The 16,837-nt window shown below is 70.1% G+C and carries 15 protein-coding genes; 11 read left to right on the forward strand and 4 right to left on the reverse strand.

Going from position 1 to position 16,837, the window contains the following annotated elements; genetic code table 11:
- Positions 1–18 precede the first annotated feature (18 nt).
- A complete protein-coding gene (locus ACF1AJ_RS15740; protein ID WP_391508193.1) occupies positions 19–744 on the forward strand; it encodes an alpha/beta fold hydrolase in 726 nt (241 codons plus the stop codon).
- Positions 744–1,103 carry a cupin domain-containing protein gene (locus ACF1AJ_RS15745; protein WP_391508194.1) on the forward strand — a complete coding sequence of 120 codons (360 nt, stop codon included), beginning with the start codon at positions 744–746 and terminating at the stop codon, positions 1,101–1,103. Before ACF1AJ_RS15740 ends, ACF1AJ_RS15745 begins: the two co-directional genes overlap by 1 nt.
- A gap of 288 nt (positions 1,104–1,391) precedes the next feature.
- Here ACF1AJ_RS15745 and ACF1AJ_RS15750 read toward each other — a convergent pair whose 3' ends face one another.
- Positions 1,392–2,822 (reverse strand): MFS transporter, encoded by a 1,431-nt coding sequence (locus ACF1AJ_RS15750; protein ID WP_391508195.1) that lies wholly within the window; start codon positions 2,820–2,822, stop codon positions 1,392–1,394.
- Positions 2,823–2,968: 146 nt separating this feature from the next.
- Between ACF1AJ_RS15750 and ACF1AJ_RS15755 the strand changes: the two genes are divergently transcribed.
- Complete coding sequence (locus ACF1AJ_RS15755; protein WP_391508196.1) at positions 2,969–3,916, forward strand: hypothetical protein; 948 nt, start codon at positions 2,969–2,971, stop codon at positions 3,914–3,916.
- 4 nt (positions 3,917–3,920) lie between these two features.
- On the opposite strand, the gene ACF1AJ_RS15760 is transcribed toward ACF1AJ_RS15755, so the two are convergent.
- The gene (locus tag ACF1AJ_RS15760) at positions 3,921–4,652 is read right to left on the reverse strand and encodes a GTP pyrophosphokinase family protein (RefSeq protein WP_391508197.1); all 732 of its coding nucleotides are present in this window, start codon (positions 4,650–4,652) and stop codon (positions 3,921–3,923) included.
- A 107-nt stretch (positions 4,653–4,759) separates the two neighbouring features.
- Positions 4,760–7,828 (reverse strand): hypothetical protein, encoded by a 3,069-nt coding sequence (locus tag ACF1AJ_RS15765; protein WP_391508198.1) that lies wholly within the window; start codon positions 7,826–7,828, stop codon positions 4,760–4,762.
- Positions 7,829–7,912: 84 nt separating this feature from the next.
- Between ACF1AJ_RS15765 and ACF1AJ_RS15770 the strand changes: the two genes are divergently transcribed.
- From ACF1AJ_RS15770 to ACF1AJ_RS15795, 6 genes are all read left to right on the forward strand, one after another.
- Positions 7,913–8,542 (forward strand): pyridoxal 5'-phosphate synthase, encoded by a 630-nt coding sequence (locus ACF1AJ_RS15770; protein WP_391508199.1) that lies wholly within the window; start codon positions 7,913–7,915, stop codon positions 8,540–8,542.
- 9 nt (positions 8,543–8,551) lie between these two features.
- Positions 8,552–9,046: an AAA family ATPase gene (locus ACF1AJ_RS15775; RefSeq protein WP_391508200.1), complete on the forward strand. Its 495-nt coding sequence runs from the start codon at positions 8,552–8,554 to the stop codon at positions 9,044–9,046.
- A 187-nt stretch (positions 9,047–9,233) separates the two neighbouring features.
- Complete coding sequence (gene dnaK, locus ACF1AJ_RS15780; RefSeq protein WP_309854668.1) at positions 9,234–11,096, forward strand: molecular chaperone DnaK; 1,863 nt, start codon at positions 9,234–9,236, stop codon at positions 11,094–11,096.
- A gap of 2 nt (positions 11,097–11,098) precedes the next feature.
- Positions 11,099–11,770 carry a nucleotide exchange factor GrpE gene (locus tag ACF1AJ_RS15785; protein ID WP_391508201.1) on the forward strand — a complete coding sequence of 224 codons (672 nt, stop codon included), beginning with the start codon at positions 11,099–11,101 and terminating at the stop codon, positions 11,768–11,770.
- A 132-nt stretch (positions 11,771–11,902) separates the two neighbouring features.
- Positions 11,903–12,913, forward strand: coding sequence for a DnaJ C-terminal domain-containing protein (locus ACF1AJ_RS15790; protein ID WP_391508202.1), 1,011 nt, complete (start codon positions 11,903–11,905; stop codon positions 12,911–12,913).
- 2 nt (positions 12,914–12,915) lie between these two features.
- Positions 12,916–13,329 (forward strand): heat shock protein transcriptional repressor HspR, encoded by a 414-nt coding sequence (locus ACF1AJ_RS15795; RefSeq protein ID WP_018192448.1) that lies wholly within the window; start codon positions 12,916–12,918, stop codon positions 13,327–13,329.
- A gap of 76 nt (positions 13,330–13,405) precedes the next feature.
- Here ACF1AJ_RS15795 and ACF1AJ_RS15800 read toward each other — a convergent pair whose 3' ends face one another.
- On the reverse strand, positions 13,406–14,143 hold the full coding sequence (locus ACF1AJ_RS15800) for a cysteine hydrolase family protein (RefSeq protein WP_391508203.1): 738 nt from the start codon (positions 14,141–14,143) through the stop codon (positions 13,406–13,408).
- A gap of 120 nt (positions 14,144–14,263) precedes the next feature.
- Between ACF1AJ_RS15800 and tdh the strand changes: the two genes are divergently transcribed.
- Positions 14,264–15,307, forward strand: coding sequence for an L-threonine 3-dehydrogenase (gene tdh / locus ACF1AJ_RS15805; RefSeq protein ID WP_391508204.1), 1,044 nt, complete (start codon positions 14,264–14,266; stop codon positions 15,305–15,307).
- A 2-nt stretch (positions 15,308–15,309) separates the two neighbouring features.
- A complete protein-coding gene (locus tag ACF1AJ_RS15810) occupies positions 15,310–16,497 on the forward strand; it encodes a glycine C-acetyltransferase (protein ID WP_391508205.1) in 1,188 nt (395 codons plus the stop codon).
- The last annotated feature ends 340 nt before the right edge of the window (positions 16,498–16,837 follow it).

Consider the following 16,837-nt stretch of genomic DNA (forward strand, 5'->3'; position numbering starts at 1 on the left):
CCAGAGACGAGACGTCCGATGACCGATAGCGCCGCTTCCTCCCCCACCGTCGTGCTCGTGCACGGCGCCTTCGCCGACGCCGGCAGCTGGGCGGGGGTGGTCGAACTGCTGCTCGCCGAGGGCGTGAAGGTGCAGGCGCCCGCGAACCCGCTGCGCGGCCTGGCCGCCGACGCCGCCTACGTCCGCAGCGTGATCGAGCAGATCGAGGGTCCGGTGCTGGCCGTCGGCCACTCCTACGGCGGTGCCGTGATCACGAACGCCACGACCGGTCTCGCCAACGTGCGCGGCCTCGTCTACGTCGCCGCGTTCGCGCCGGACGAGGGGGAGGCGCTCGGGGATGTCGAGGCCGGCTCGACGGACAGCGTGCTGAACGCGGCGCTCAAGCCGGCGACGTATCCGACCGACGGCGAGCCCGCTCCAGAGCTCTACGTCGACCCGGCGCGGTTCCACGAGGCGTTCGCCAGCGACCTGCCGCCGGACCAGTCGGCCGTGCTCGGGGCGTCGCAGCGGCCCGTCGCCGCGGCCGCTTTCGCCGAGAAGACGGGGTCGCCCGCGTGGAAGACCCTCCCGTCGTGGGCCGTCGTCGCCTCGGGCGACAAGGCGGCCGGCGCCGACGTGATCCGCTCCATGGCCGAGCGGGCGGGCGCCGACGCGATCGAGCTGGAGGGCTCGCACGTGATCATGATCTCGCAGCCGCGCGCCGTGACCGACCACATCCTCCGCGCCCTCAAAGCGGTCTCGTGATGTCGGATGCCCTCGCCGGCAAGCTCCGTCGGACGGAAGTGCAGCATCAGCCCTCCTCGATCCCCGGGCGCGAGATCGTGCAGGTGCTCACCGAGATCCCGGTGGGCGTGGAGTCGGGCTGGCACATCCATCCGGGTGAGGAGGTCGGCTACATCCTCGCCGGGTCGGTCGAGATGCGCATCGACGGCAGGCCGACGCTGCACCTGAACGCGGGCGACGGTTTCCTCATCCCACCCGGAACGCCGCACAACGCGCTGGATGTGGGGCCGGGCACGGGCGAGATGCTCTCGACGTACATCGTCGAGGTGGGGGAGCCGCTCGCGGTCTTCGTCGACGAGGGCTCTCCCGTCACGGGCTGAGCCGCCCCCGCCCACTGCCACAGTCGGAAATCCCGCCGGTCTCGCTCCGTATCTCCATCCGCACCGCGGTGGGTCGGATTTTCGAACGTTTCATACCTACGGAAGCGCCGCAGTGTCCGTCGCTGGCGGGCGGTGGGCCCGCCCGGCGGGTGGATGCGCCCGGCGGGTGGATGCGCCCGGCCGGAGATTCCGCCCGAACCGCCCCGCATCTCCATCCGCACCGCGGTGGGTCGGATTTTCGAACGTTTCATACCTACGGAAGCGGGCGACGTAGACGAGGCGCCCGACTCAGGCGGCCGACCGGCGCGGCGCCCGCACGGGAAGGAGCAGCGCGAGCCCCGCCGCCAGCACGAGCACGATCGCGAGGATGCCCCAGTACTGCGCCCCGCCGACCGCCACGAACACCGCGAACAGCGTGGGCGCCAGGAACGACACCGCGCGACCCGTCGTCGCGTACAGGCCGAACACCTCACCCTCGCGGCCGGCCGGCGTGACCCGTGCGAGGAACGTGCGGCTGGCCGACTGCGCCGGCCCGACGAACAGGCAGAGCACGAGGCCGCCGACCCAGAACGCGGCGGCGCCGAGGTCGTGCGTGAAGAACACCGCCAGGCCGGCGACGATCAATCCGATCAGCGACGTCACGATGACCGACTTCGGGCCGAATCGGTCGTCGAGCCGCCCTGAGAGCAGGGTGCTGACGCCGGCGACGACGTTGGCCGCGATGGCGAAGATGATGACCTGGCCGCTGGTGAACCCGAAGGTGCCCTGCGCCAGGATGCCGCCGAAGGTGAACACGCCGACCAGCCCGTCCCGGAACAGGGCGGACGCAATCAGGAAGAGGACCGTGTTGCGGCTCTCCTTCCACAGCTTGCCGATATCGCGCACGAGCACCGCGTACGACCGGAAGAAGCCGACGCGCGGAGTGCGCGCGTTCGGCGGGATCTCGGGCACGACGAACAGCACGGGGAGCGAGAAGATCAGCGTCCAGGCCGCCGCGATCAGCGCGATGATGCGGATGTTGAGGCCGTCCTCGGTCGGAACATGCAGCAGGCCGCCCGAGCCCGTCACCATCCCGAAGTACACGATGAGGAGCAGGACGATGCCGCCCAGATACCCGGCCCCCCAGCCGAATCCGCTCACGCGCCCAACCGTCTTCGGCGTCGACACCTGCACCAGCATCGCGTTGTAGTTGACGGTCGCGATCTCGTAGAACACGGTCCCGATCGCCACAAGCGCCACGCCGAGCAGGAAGTACGACGGTTCGCCGACGACGAAGAACATGGATGCGGTGACCAGCACCACCACGCCGGTGTTGACGCCCAGCCACAGCTTGCGGCGCCCCGATCCGTCCGTGCGCTGGCCGAGCACGGGCGCGAGCAGGGCGACCACCGCCCCGGCGATCCCGACGCCCCACGCCAGTCCGCTCGACAGCACGGCGACGGCGGCGTCGTACGCAGCGTGCGCCGGTCCTGAACCGCTCGTCTCGGCATCCCGAGCGGCAACGATCGACGGCGAGACGAAGAGGCTGCTGGTCAGGTAGACGGTGAACACGAAGGTCGTGATGACCGCGTTGAAGGCGGCGCCGCCCCAGTCCCAGGCGGCCCATGCCACCACCCAGCCACGCGGGATGCGGCGATCGGTGGCGCTGTCGGCGAAGAGCGGGCTCGTGGTCGTCACCAGGGCGTCGCCGTCGACGCCGCGGGGTTCGGCACCTGTCATAGCCACAGCGTAGGGCGTGGCGGGGAACGGCCGGTGAACGGCGCGGCTCCGCGACCGCACGGGCGGCCTTTGGGTGGCCGCACGGATTCAGCTCACCGCTGGGCCACCGGTATCGTGACGAGCACCCGACCCGTGGAGGTTCCATCGTGAGCACCGCCTCGTCCGCCCCGAACCCGTACGCCTGGGTACGGCACCTGCTGCCCCGCGTGGTGATCGGCGCGCTGATCGCCGCCGCCCTCGTCGGCGTCTACGCCGTCATCCTCGGCCGGTTCGACGACACCTGCTGGCGGCTGATCGGCACCATCGCCCTGTTCGTCTTCTTCGCCCTGATCTCCTGGTACGACGCCGATGTCTCGGCGCGCCGGGCGCCGTGGTTCGGCGCGGTCAGCGTCGTCACGTCGGTGTACCTGTTCGGGATCGGGCTGTGGAAGGTGTGGGCACCGGACGTGCAGCCGGCCGACGGCGTGTACGGGGCCGACGGCTACGACCCGTGGTGGCAGCCGTTCTCGTGGTTCCTGCTGGTACTGGTGACGCGGATCGGCCTGCTCCACATCCACCTGGTGCTGAACACGCAGCGCCGGTTCACCGGGCCGATCATGAGTAAGGTGACGGTGGCGACCCTCGTGCTCGTCGGGTTGCTGACCGCCGGACTGTCGCTGCCGCTGATCTGGACGCACGTCGACTTCGGCGAGACGTACTGGCGTCTGGTGGCCGTGGTGGCGATTCTGGATGCTCTCGGCACGGTGCTCATCCCGCTCACGTACTCGCTGTTCGGGCCGAAGGCGGTGCGTCCCGCGCCCGCGCCCTATGCCGGTCCGGGCGCGATGCCGTACGCGCCGCCGCCGATGCAGGCTCCGGCCGAGGGCTCGACGTTCGCGCCGCCCGCAGCGCCGGCTGCGACTCCCGGCTGGACGCCGTCCGCGCCGCCCGCCCCAGCGGCAGCACCCGCACCCGCCGCCGCTCCCGCCTCCGCCTACCCGCGCCTCGATGCGTCCGCCGGACTCCGCCTGGAGTGGCCGCGTTACATCAACGGCCAGCCGCTCCCCGCGCGTCCCGACGGAACACCGGACTTCACCGGGGTGGTCGGCTACTGATCGCTCAGCGCGACGCGGGGAGGCTGTAGACGGTTCCCCGGTCGTCGCCGCGCACCTGCCGGTGCAGATCTTCCATAGTGAGGTCGAGCTGGTTCGCGGTGCCCGCCGCCGCGGTGAGGTCGCGCAGCAGTCTTGCCGGCACCTCGCCGTCGTACTTGTAGTAGATCTTGTGCTCGAGGCTTGCCCAGAAGTCCATCGCGACGGTCCGCAGTTGGATCTCGACCGGTACCAGCACCGGCCCCTCACTGAGGAAGACGGGCACCTCGACGATCACGTGCAGACTCTTGTACCCGTTCGACTTCGGGTGTGCGATGTAGTCCTTCACCCGCAGCACCCGCACGTCGTCCTGCGCGGTCAGCAGGTCGAACACCCGGTACACGTCCGAGACGAAGCTGCACACGATCCGGATGCCGGCGATGTCGGTGATCGCCTCCCGGATCGCTTCGAAGCTCGGCTCGCAGTTCTTGCGGATCACCTTCTGCTCGATGCTCTCCGGCGACTTGAGGCGGCTCGAGATGTGCTCGATCGGGTTGTAGTCGTGGAGCTCGGCGAACTCCTCGCGGAGGATGCTCACCTTGGTCGAGATCTCGTCGATGCCGAACTTGTACGGCATGATGAACCGCGCGAAATCGTCCCGGAACGCCTGCACCTCGCTGAGTGTCGCGGGGTCGATGTTCTGCAGCGCCTCGATGGCGCGAGTGGAGAGGAGCGGGGCGGCGGCGGGATCCGTTTCCATAGTCCCGACGCTAGCGACGGTGCTTGTGCGGCCGGTGTGAATCGCAGCCCGCGCAGTCCGGCGACGGGCAAGACCTTCCACGGCCGCCCGCCGGTTCACAGCACGTCTCAGCGCCCGCGTGCGGGACGCCGGACATCCCGGCGCTTGCGGAGACTGTGCCCGACGAAGGCGAGACCAACGAGCGCCATCGCCAGTCCCGGCCAGGCGCTGATGGGCGGCCGCCCCCCGGTGGTCGCGAGCGCCGAGACGGCAGGTCCGCCCTGCTGCGCGTCTGCCGACTGCCCGTCCGCGGGGCCCTCCACCTGCGGGTCGCCGGGCGATACCGGCGGGATGAGGACCGCGGGAGCGACAGGGATGCTCACCCCCGCCGGCTCGGACGCTACGTGCAGCCCGAAGAGTGTGTCGCCGGTCGCTCGCGCGATGTTGTCGACCGACCCGGCGGCGGCATCCCGCTCCGACACGATGTGTGGACGTCGCGCGTGGCACACCGTCGTGGCGCCGGGGGCGAGCACGGTGACGTCGCACTCCACCGCCCCTCCGAGCGGGTCGGTTACCGCGACGCCGGCGATGGTGGTGGCCCCCGTGTTGCCGACCACGAATGACCACTCGATGCTGGTGCCCACCACCACCCGGCCGTGCTGATCGGCGGCGTCCGGCGTGCCGGTCTTGGTGAGGCTGAGGGCGGAGACGGGCGCGAGCACCGCGACGCTGGTGGATCTGCTGACCGGCACGGGCGCTCCCTGCGGGTCGACGGCCGTGGCCTCGGCGGTGTTGGCGATCGTCGTCGCGCCCGAGTCGATGTCCGCCTGGTCCACGGAGTAGGTCCCGGCGCAGGTCGCGGACTCCCCGGGGCTCAGCGACTGCGCACCGAGTGCCGAGCAGTCCAGGATCACCGCACCGTGGCCGTCGAAGGCGACCTCGGTCAGGACGAGCGATGAGAGGGTCACGTTCCCGGTGTTGGTCAGGACGAAATGATAGGTGAGCGCGTCCCCGGAGACGAAGACGGCAGGCACCGGCCAGGCGGAGGTCACGGTCTTCTTCAGCTGAATGGCGGGCGCGGCGGCCGGTACGCCGAGCTGCGCGGTCGACGGGTCGGTTCGCAGTCCGGTGTCGGTCGCGTCCATCGCGGTCGCATGCGCCGTGTTCGCGATCAGCGATTGAGCGTCCACATCATCCTGGGTGACGGTGTAGACGGCGGTGCAGACCAGCTGCTGGCCGGCGTAGAGCGTCTCCTCCGGACATGTAGGGTCCGGCGCGGTTCCTGTTCCGCTGAAAGAGTCCTCGACTACCGCGATCGAGTGCAGTGCTTCATTGCCGGTGTTCGTGATCGTGTAGCGGTAGGTCGCCTGCGCCCCGGCGCCGGCGGTCGCCGGGGTCACAGTCTTCTCCAGCGTCGCCGACGCGAAGGGCGCGGCCGGCACCACGACCGTGCTCGGGGCCGAGGCCACACGCGCACCGGTCGTGGTGGTAGCCGAGGCGACGGCGTCGTTGCGGAGCGCACCCGCCGCGACATCCGCCGGCGTGATGGTGTATTCGGCGGTGCAGGTCAGCTGATGGCCCACCGGGAGGGGGGCCACGAGACCAGGACAGGAGGGCACGGGCGCCGACCCGCTGCCCGTGAATTGCGTCTCGTCGACGGAGACGTCCGTGAGCGGGACGTTGCCCGAGTTGGTCACGACGAAGAAGAAAGTGATGGTGTCTCCGGCCACATACTGCTCCTCCGTTGTCACGCTCGACGACTTGACCAGGGTCAGCGCTGGGGTCGCCGCGTCCACCCCGAGGGTCGCGGAGGCCGGTGCGGCATTGCCGACTCCGTCCGCCGTGCTGACCGCGCCCGCCGGGATGGTGTTGACGTAGGTCCCGGCCGTGTCCGAGGTCACCTGCACCTCGATCGTGCAGGACCCGGGGAGGGTCGCGGTCGCGGCGGGGATCGTCCCGCCGCTCAGCCGCACTTCGGATTGCCCGGGCGCGGCCGACAGGACTCCGCCGCAGGTGTTCGCCGACGGTCCCGCTGAGACCACCACCCCGGGCGGAAGGCTGTCCGTCAGCTCCATCCCGATGAGAGGCCCCGTGTTCGGGTTGGTCAGCGCGATGCTGAGTGTGGCCGAGTCGCCGGCGACGATGTGCGCAGGGGTGAAGGCCTTGGTCACCGAGGGTGCGGCAGAGAACTGCAGCACCACCAAGCCGTTTCCTCCCGCCTGCAGACCGCCGCCGCCGGTTCCGACGCCAGAGACATAGTGCCGGTCGTCCGTGTGGGCGGGCGCAGCGCCCGTCGCGGCGATCGTGAAGCCGCCCTGGACCCCACCCACGTAACCCGAACCGCCGCCCCCGGCACCTTCCTGCGCACAACCGTAACCATTGCCCGCGCCACCCCCTGCCCCGAAGTAGCCGCCGCCTCCGCCACCGCCTGCCCCGGCGTTCGACCGGGAGGACGGGCCGCCCGCACCTCCCAGGTACCGGGTGCCCGCGCTTCCGCCCCAACCGGCGGCACTGATCCCGCCTGCGCCTCCTGCGTCTTGGGTCCCGCCCCCGCCGCCGGCGCCCGGCACGGGCTTGCAGCCGCCGCTGCCGCCCGGACCGTTGCCGCCTCCGCTCTCGCCGACGAGTCCCCCTCCTCCTCCTCCGTTGCCGATCGGTGGGATCACGGCCGTCGCGCCGCCCTTGCCGCCTCCTCCGCCCGCGGTGATGGCGTCCGCGCCCGCCTGCAGTTGCACCGCCGACCGACCGCCTCCGCTTCCACCGCGATAGGAGCTGTAGGGGTCCGGGCCGCCGGCCCCGCCGCCGCCGTACGCACCGACCGGTGCGGCGCTGCTGCGTCCGGACGACCCGCCGGAACCGACGATCACGAGCAGGCTGTCGCCGGGAGAGACGGCTAGCTCGCCCTCCGCGTAGCCGCCTCCTCCACCGTGGTTCACGGTGCTCGGCTGCGCTTCTCCGCCGCCGCCCGCCCCCCACAGCTTGATGAGGATGCTGCTCACGCCGTCGGGGACGTCGAAACGCTGGTCGACGCCATGCGAGGCGAACACGACGCAGGATGCGAACCCGGGGTCGGGTGCGCAGGCCGGCCCCGCGGCGCCTGCAGGCGACCCGACGGACGCCAACGCACCGGCGACGGAAAGAGTGGCGGCGAGTGCGACACCGATGCGGGCGACTGTGGATGCCAGCGTGCTCACCATACGTCTCCGCTTCGAATGTGGAGCAAGCCTACGGGATGGCGCGGGTCGCCTGATAGCAGGCGGCGTCGGGCCTATGGTGTCGCTATGGCTCACACCCTCACCGGAGACGCCGACCTGTTCCTGCCGGAGTTCGACGACCCGCCCGCGGAGCCGGGCGGCCTGCTCGACGAGTGGGTCCGCCGGGCGAAGGAGCGCGGGGTGCGTGAGGCGCTCGCGGCGACCCTCGCGACCACCGACGAGGACGGCGCGCCCGACGCGCGTACCGTCGCTCTCAGACGCGTGACGGCCGAGGGTGTCGAGTTCGGCACATCGTCGGACAGCAGGAAGGGGCGCCAGCTCGCCGCCGACCCGCGCGCAGCCGTGGTGCTGTACTGGCGCGAGCTCCTTCAGCAGGTCCGCGTCACCGGTCGCGTCGAGCGGCTCGGCGACGCCGAGTCCGACGACCTCTTCGCGCGTCGCACCCGCGAGGCGCAGGCCGCCACGATGGTGAGCGAGCAGGATGCGCCCCTCGACGACCTCGACCAGCTCCGCGCCGCGGTCCGCGACGTCCTCGCCGCTGACGGTCCGATCGGCCGTCCGGAGCACTGGTACGCCTACCGTGTCGTCCCCGACCTGATCGAGTTCTGGCACGGCAGCCCGGACCGCCTGCACCGTCGCCTCCGCTATGAGTGGGCCGACGGCGGCGGGTGGACGGTCGCGCGCGTCCAGCCGTAGCGGTCCGGGGTGGAAGCGGTGCCTGCCTCGGTGCGCCCGGTCCTCATCCTGTACTGCGGGCTGCCCGGAGCCGGCAAGACGACGGCTGCGCGCGAGCGCGAACGGGAGACGGGGGCAATCCGGTTCAGCACGGACGAATGGATGGCCGACCTGGGCCTCGAGTACTTCGACCCGCTGCGCGACCGGCTCCAGGCGCGGCTCGATCGGCTGTGGCGAGACCTGCTCGAACACGGGCAGAGCGTCATCCTCGAAGACGGCTCGTGGACGCGGGCGGAGCGCGACGAACTCCGGTGGGTCGCGCGGAGCTCCGGCGCGATCACCGAGTTGCACGTCTTCGACATACCCGTCGAGGAGCTGTGGCGGCGACTCGAAGGGCGGAACGCGGGTCCCGGACACGGCGAGGTGCCGATCACTCGAGAGCTGCTCGACGAATCCCGGGCGCGGTTCGAGGCCCCGGACGAGGCGGAATGCGCGCTGTTCGATTGCTGCGTCGTGCACAGGTAGCGCGTCGATTCGCGAGCCGGGATGGGAATACGACTCCGCTCTCCAAAGTTGAGTCTGGTGTACTCAAGTTTTGGCCTTGACGTCTTGACAGCATCCCCATGCGGATGACAGTCTTGAGTCGTCGAGGCTCAAGTCTTGACCACAGACTTTCACGGCCACAAGCCAGCAACAAAGGAGAGAAGCACACATGTCACGTGCAGTAGGAATCGACCTCGGAACCACCAACTCCGTCGTCTCGGTGCTCGAGGGCGGCGAGCCCACGGTCATCGCGAACGCGGAGGGCTTCCGCACCACCCCGTCGGTGGTCGCCTTCACCAAGGACGGCGAGGTCCTCGTCGGCGAGACCGCGAAGCGCCAGGCGGTCACGAACGTCGACCGCACGATCTCGTCCGTGAAGCGCCACATGGGCACCACCTGGACGCAGGAGATCGACGGCAAGAAGTACACGCCGCAGGAGATCTCGGCCCGCATCCTGCAGAAGCTGAAGCGCGACGCCGAGCAGTACCTGGGCGACACCGTGACCGACGCGGTCATCACCGTCCCGGCGTACTTCAACGACGCTGAGCGCCAGGCCACCAAGGAGGCCGGCGAGATCGCGGGCCTCAACGTGCTCCGCATCATCAACGAGCCCACCGCTGCCGCGCTCGCGTACGGCCTCGACAAGGGCAAGGAGGATGAGCTCATCCTCGTCTTCGACCTCGGTGGCGGCACCTTCGACGTCTCCCTGCTCGAGGTGGGCAAGGACGACGACTTCTCGACCATCCAGGTGCGCTCCACCGCCGGTGACAACCGTCTCGGCGGCGACGACTGGGACCAGCGGATCGTGGAGTGGCTCATCAAGCGCTTCAAGGACTCCACCGGAGTCGACGTCTCCAAGGACAAGATCGCGCTGCAGCGCCTGAAGGAGGCTGCAGAGCAGGCCAAGAAGGAGCTGTCGTCGAGCATGTCGACCAGCATCCAGCTGCCGTACCTGTCGCTCACCGAGAACGGCCCGGCCAACCTCGACGAGACGCTCACCCGCGCCCAGTTCGAGCAGATGACCAGCGACCTCCTCGACCGCACCAAGAAGCCGTTCCAGGACGTCATCCGCGAGGCCGGCATCAAGGTCTCCGACATCGCGCACGTCGTGCTCGTCGGTGGATCGACCCGCATGCCCGCCGTCTCGGAGCTCGTGAAGCAGGAGACCGGCAAGGAGCCCAACAAGGGCGTGAACCCGGACGAGGTCGTCGCCGTCGGCGCCGCCCTGCAGGCCGGTGTCCTGAAGGGCGAGCGCAAGGACGTCCTCCTCATCGACGTCACCCCGCTGTCCCTCGGTATCGAGACCAAGGGCGGGATCATGACCAAGCTCATCGAGCGCAACACGGCCATCCCGACCAAGCGCAGCGAGACCTTCACCACGGCCGACGACAACCAGCCGTCCGTCGCGATCCAGGTCTTCCAGGGTGAGCGCGAGTTCACCCGCGACAACAAGCCGCTCGGCACCTTCGAGCTGACCGGCATCGCCCCGGCTCCCCGCGGCATCCCGCAGATCGAGGTCACCTTCGACATCGACGCCAACGGCATCGTGCACGTGTCCGCCAAGGACAAGGGCACCGGCAAGGAGCAGTCGATGACCATCACCGGCGGGTCCAGCCTGCCGAAGGAGGACATCGACCGCATGGTGCGCGAGGCCGAGGAGCACGCGGCGGAGGACAAGAAGCGCCGCGAGTCCGCCGAGACCCGCAACCAGGCCGAGCAGCTCGTCTACTCGATCGAGAAGCTGATCAAGGACAACGAGGACAAGCTCCCCGAGGACGTCAAGAACGAGGTCCAGGGCGACGTGGACGGCCTCAAGACCGCCCTCGCCGGCGACGACGACGAGGCGGTGAAGACCGCGTACGAGAAGCTCAGCTCCAGCCAGCAGAAGCTCGGCGAGGCGATCTACTCCTCGGCGCAGCCGACCGAGACCCCGGCCGGTGAGGCGGGCGACGGCCAGCAGGCCGGCGAGTCCTCCTCCGACGATGAGGACGTCATCGACGCCGAGGTCGTCGAGGACGAGGAGAAGAAGTAATCATGTCGGACCAGAACGGCGGCTCCCCGGAGCCAGAACGCGAGGATCCGATCATCCGCGACAAGCGGAGGATCGACCCCGAGACCGGGAAGGTCCGGCAGCCCGAGGGTGAGCAGAGCGACGACGGCTCCGACGCCGGCGAGCACGACCTCGCGCACGAGGAGCTCGTCGACGTCGGACCGGCCGAGAGCCAGGAGGAGGGCCCCATCCTGAGCGATGACGACCTCGACATCCTCTCCGGCCAGACGACCGCCGAGCAGCTCGCGGCCGAGCGCCTCGCCGACCTCCAGCGGGTGACCGCGGAGTACGCGAACTACCGCAAGCGCACCGAGGCGAACCGCGAGATCGAGCGCGAGCGCGCGGTCGGCGACGCGGTGAAGGGGCTCATCCCCGTGCTCGACGACCTCGAGCGCGCGGAGAAGCACGGCGACCTGGGGGAGGGCAGCGCCTTCTTCACCATCGCCGCGAAGCTCCGGACCGCGGTCGAGCGCCTCGGCCTCACCCCCTACGGCGAGAAGGGCGAGCCCTTCGACCCGCAGATCCACGAGGCGATCTTCCAGCAGCCCACCCCCGGCGTGACGGCCGACACCGTCGCCGAGGTGGTCGAGACCGGCTACCGGCTGGGCTCCACCACCGTCCGGGTGGCGAAGGTCGTCGTCGCGGTGCCGGCCTGACCCGGCGACACGGCGCACGGCATGGCGGAGCGGCGGGGAACGGTTCCCGCCGCTCCGCTCGGCCCGTGCGCGCTCGATCTTTCATGCAGACTTCATCCACGAACACCGACAACGACTTGAGAGGAGGCGCCCGTGGCTAGCCAAGACTGGTTCGACAAGGACTTCTACAAGGTCCTTGGCGTCTCCAAGGACGTCAGCGAGGCGGACCTCAAGAAGACCTACCGCAAGCTCGCCCGCAAGTACCATCCCGACTCCAACCCCGGCGATGCCGCCGCGGAGGCGAAGTTCAAGGAGATCAGCGAGGCCTACTCGGTGCTCAGCGATCCGGAGGAGCGCAAGGAGTACGACCAGATCCGCGCCATGGGGACCGGTGCCCGGTTCACGGCGCCGGGGTCCGGCGCCCAGGGCGGCTTCGACGACGTCTTCGGCGGGATGTTCGGCCAGGGCGGCGCGGGCGGTCAGCGCCAGTATTTTCCAGGAGGAGGGGGGTTCCAGCAGGGCGGCGGCGACTTCGACGACGTCTTCGGCGGGCTCTTCGGCAACGGCCGGTTCGGCACGACGACCGGCGGATTCCGCGGCTACGGCGGCCCGACGCGCGGCCGCGACGTGACCGCACACACCACCATCGACTTCGTGACCGCGACGCGCGGCGAGACCATCACGCTGCAGGCGTCCGACGGCAAGCCCATCAAGGTCAAGATCCCCGCCGGTGTGGCCGACGGCCAGAAGATCAAGCTCCGAGGCAAGGGACAGCCCAGCCCCGACGGCGGGGAGGCGGGGGACATCGTGCTCACCGTCTCGGTGCGCAAGCACCCCGTCTTCGAGCGCGACGGCCTGAACCTCCGCGTCAACGTCCCGGTCACCTTCGCTGAGGCCGCGCTCGGCGCGACCATCGAGGTGCCGACGCTCGGCGGCGAGCCCGTCAAGCTGCGTGTGGCGCCGGGCACCCCGAGCGGCCGCGTGCTGCGCGTCAAGGGGCGCGGCGTCGAGACCAGCAAGGGCACCGGCGACCTGCTCGCCGTGGTCCAGGTCGCCGTCCCGTCGCACCTGTCCGCCGACGCCAAGGAGGCGCTCGAGGCGTTCGCCGCGAAGCTCCCCGACGAGAACCCGCGCGACGACATCCTGGCCAAGGCCCGGAGCTGACGATGGACGAGCACAGCCAGGTCTTCGTGATCTCGATCGCGGCGGAGCTCGCGGGCATGCACCCGCAGACGCTCCGCCAGTACGACCGGCTCGGACTCGTCAGCCCCAGCCGGACGGCCGGCAAGTCGCGCCGCTACTCCATGCGCGACATCGAGAAGCTGCAGGAGATCGCCCGCCTCGGCTCGGAGGGCGTCAGCCTGGAGGGCATCCGCCGCATCCTCGAACTGGAGGACCAGGTGGGGGAGCTCCGCGGCCGCGTCCGGGAGCTGGAGAGCGCCCTCGCGGACGAACTCCTGAACCGCCCCGGCCGCCGCGTCTTCGCGGCCGGCTCCGAGGGCGAGGTCGTCTCGATGCGCGCCGGGACCCGCGTGCGCCGCAGCAACCAGCTCGTCGTCTGGCGCCCCCTCGAGCGCTGACCTCTTCCGTCGAAGTGCACGTCGTGGCTGCTAAATCCCCGAAATAGCCGCCACAACGTGCACTTCGGTGCCGGGGTCAGAGCGAGGAGACGCCCTGGCCTACGTAGAGGGTGTTCTGGATGTTGTGCGCCTCGGTCGCGGCGATGTCGTCGTCGATCCCGGCCCGCACCTCGCGCATGAGCTTGTGCAGTTCGGCGTGCTTCTCCGGGAGCCGTGCGTGGCCGGTGCTGTCCCACAGGTTCGACACCGGCAGCGTGTCACCGGCCTCGACCGCGAGCGTCCACTCCTCCGTTGTGGCGACGGCGGCGAACTCCGACTGCATCGTCACCAGCACGCTGCGGTGGAGGGCGTCCGCCGAGATGGCGCCGGCCTCGTTGACGAGGTCGAGCGTGCCCGTGGCATCCGACAGGAACTCGACGGTGAACCCGAGCTCGGACGCATCCCGAGCCGTCCCCGCGCAGCAGTGCTGCGTCATGTAACCGGCGATGGTGACCGTGTCGACAGCGTTCGCACGCAGCCAGCTCTCAAGATCGGTGCCGGGGAACGCGGAGACGCTCCCCTTGGTCACCACGTGCGCGGACGTGCGGTCGATGATCGTCTCGTGCAGCGCGGCGCCGTCCGAGCCGCGCGCGAAGACCGGCGACCCTTCGTCCTCGATGTGCTGCACGACGACGACCGGCACCCCGTGGTCGTCGGCCGCGTCCCACGCGACCTCGATGTTGGGGATGGATGTCATCAGATCCGGGTAGCAGATCTTCAAATTGCCGGTGACGTACTCGTTCTGCAGGTCGATCACGATCAGCGCGCGCTTCATGGCTGAACTCTAACCCTCGCCGTCCCACGGCTGGTCTAGGCTTTTGCTCGGCCGCCCGCGCCCACAAGGCGCACCGGCGGCCGAGCGATGAAGCACACCGACTCCCACGAGGAAGCGACGATGAGAGCCCTGTTCAAGAGCGAGGCCGGACCCGGCCTCGAACTGGTGGATGTCCCCGAGCCCGAGATGGGTCCGGAGGATGTCCGGATCCGCGTTCTGCGCACCGGCATCTGCGGCACCGACCTGCACATCCAGCGCTGGGACGACTGGGCGGCGTCGGCCGTGAAGGCCCCGCTCATCCCCGGCCACGAGTTCTTCGGCGAGGTCGTCGAGGTCGGACCGCTGGTCCGCGATGTGGAGGTCGGCGACCTGGTGTCCGGCGAAGGGCACATCGTCTGTGGCACCTGCCGCAACTGCCGAGCCGGCCGCCGTCAGATGTGCATCCGCACCCAGGGTGTCGGAGTGCAGCGCGACGGCGCCTTCGCCGAGCAGCTCGTCCTTCCCGCCACGAACGTCTGGGTGCACCACAGCGCCATCGAGCCGGAGGTCGGCGCCCTGTTCGACCCGCTCGGCAACGCCGTCCACACCGCGCTCGCCTTCCCGGTCGTCGGCGAGGATGTCCTGGTCACGGGATGCGGTCCCATCGGCCTGATGGCCATCGCGGTCGCCCGCCACGTCGGCGCTCGCTTCATCGTCGGCACCGACATCAGCGCTCAACGGCTCGAACTCGCGCGCGGGATGGGCGCCGACTTCACCGTGGACGTGTCGCAGCACGACATCCACGAGGCGCAGAAGGCGCTCGGGATGCGCGAGGGCTTCGACGTCGGCTTCGAGATGAGCGGCGCCCCCACCGCGCTGCCGTCGATGATCGAGAACATGAACCACGGCGGCCGCATCGCGATGCTCGGCCTGCCGTCGTCGCAGATCGCCGTCGACTGGGGCATCGTGGTCACCCACATGCTGACCCTCAAGGGCATCTACGGCCGCGAGATGTTCGAGACGTGGAACGCCATGGGCGCGATGCTGCAGACCTCGGTCGAGCTGCACGACGCGATCGCGTCGATCGTCTCCGACCGCTTCCCCGCCCGCGACTGGGAGAAGGGGTTCGCCGCCGCTGCGTCCGCAGGTGGGGGCAAGGTCATCCTCGACTGGACGGAGGTCTGAACGTGTACGGAGCATTCCGGGAGCACATCGCGACGCAGCTGCAGGAGATCGAGGAGGCCGGCCTCACCAAGCGCGAGCGCAGCATCCACGGCCCCCAGTCGGCGCTGATCACCGCCGACGGCCAGGAGGTGCTCAACTTCTGCGCCAACAACTACCTCGGGCTCGCCGACCATCCGGCCCTCCGCGACGCCGCCAAGACGGCGCTCGACGATTGGGGCTACGGGATGGCGAGCGTGCGCTTCATCTGCGGCACCCAGGAGCAGCACCTCGAGCTGGAGCGGCGGGTGTCGCGGTTCCTCGGCACGGAGGCGACCATCCTGTTCTCCTCCTGCTTCGACGCCAACGGCGGCGTGTTCGAGACGCTGTTCGGCCCGGAGGACGCCATCGTCTCCGACGAGCTGAACCACGCATCCATCATTGACGGCATCCGCCTGTCGAAGGCCCAGCGGTACCGCTACAAGAACCGCGACCTGGCCGACCTGCGGGCGCAACTGGAGGCGGCGCGGGATGCGGGAGCGCGCTTCACGGTCATCGTCACCGACGGCGTCTTCTCGATGGACGGATACATCGCCCCGCTCGCGGAGATCTGCGACCTGGCGGACGAGTTCGGCGCCCTGGTCTTCGTCGACGACTCGCACGCGGTCGGTTTCGTCGGGGAGCACGGCCGCGGCACGCCCGAGTTCTGCGGGGTGTCCGACCGCGTCGACATCTACACCGGAACCTTCGGCAAGGCGCTCGGCGGCGCCTCCGGCGGCTACGTCTCGAGCCGCCGCGAGATCGTCGACATGCTGCGCCAGCGCTCGCGGCCGTACCTGTTCTCGAACACCCTCGCGCCGTCCATCGTCGCGGGCACGCTGGCGGCGCTCGACCTGCTGGAGCAGTCCGACCACCTGCGGGCGCAGCTCGTGGCCAATGCGGAGCTGTTCCGGCGGCTGATGACCGAGGCGGGTTTCGAGTTGCTGCCGGGCGCGCATCCCATCGTCCCGGTCATGTTCGGGGATGCAGCGCTCACCGCGCGCATGGCCGACGAGATGCAGCGCCAGGGCGTCTACGTGACCGCCTTCTCGTACCCGGTGGTGCCGAAGGGCCGCGCGCGCATCCGCGTGCAACTGTCGGCGGCGCACACGGAGGAGGAGATCCGCCGCTGCGTGGATGCGTTCGTCGCGTCGCGGGAGGCCGTCGCCGCGTAGCGGGCACCGCCGCGCGCTCCGTCTGCGGTCGCGGGGTCTGCCTCCCGCGTGCTGTCTGCGGTCGCGGCGGTCCGCTCCGGTGACGAACGGAGGTCCTGGCGGTGGGACCGCCCGCGATGTCCTCCGTTCCCTGCATCGGCCCGGCGCGTCGGGCGGGATCGCCTCCGTTTCCGACCAGCCGACGAACCGGGCCGCGTTCCCGCCGCGGCCGTGTCCGCCGTGGAAACGGAGGAGAAACGCCCGGTCCGGCCGCTCAGCTGCGCGAAAGGGAGGAGTCGCGGCGAGGGAGGGCGCCTATCCTCCTCCGTTTCGCGTTACGACGCGCGGCGCGCGAAAGGGA

The organism is Leifsonia sp. NPDC014704 (assembly GCF_043083605.1).
Classification (GTDB): Bacteria; Actinomycetota; Actinomycetes; order Actinomycetales; family Microbacteriaceae; genus Leifsonia.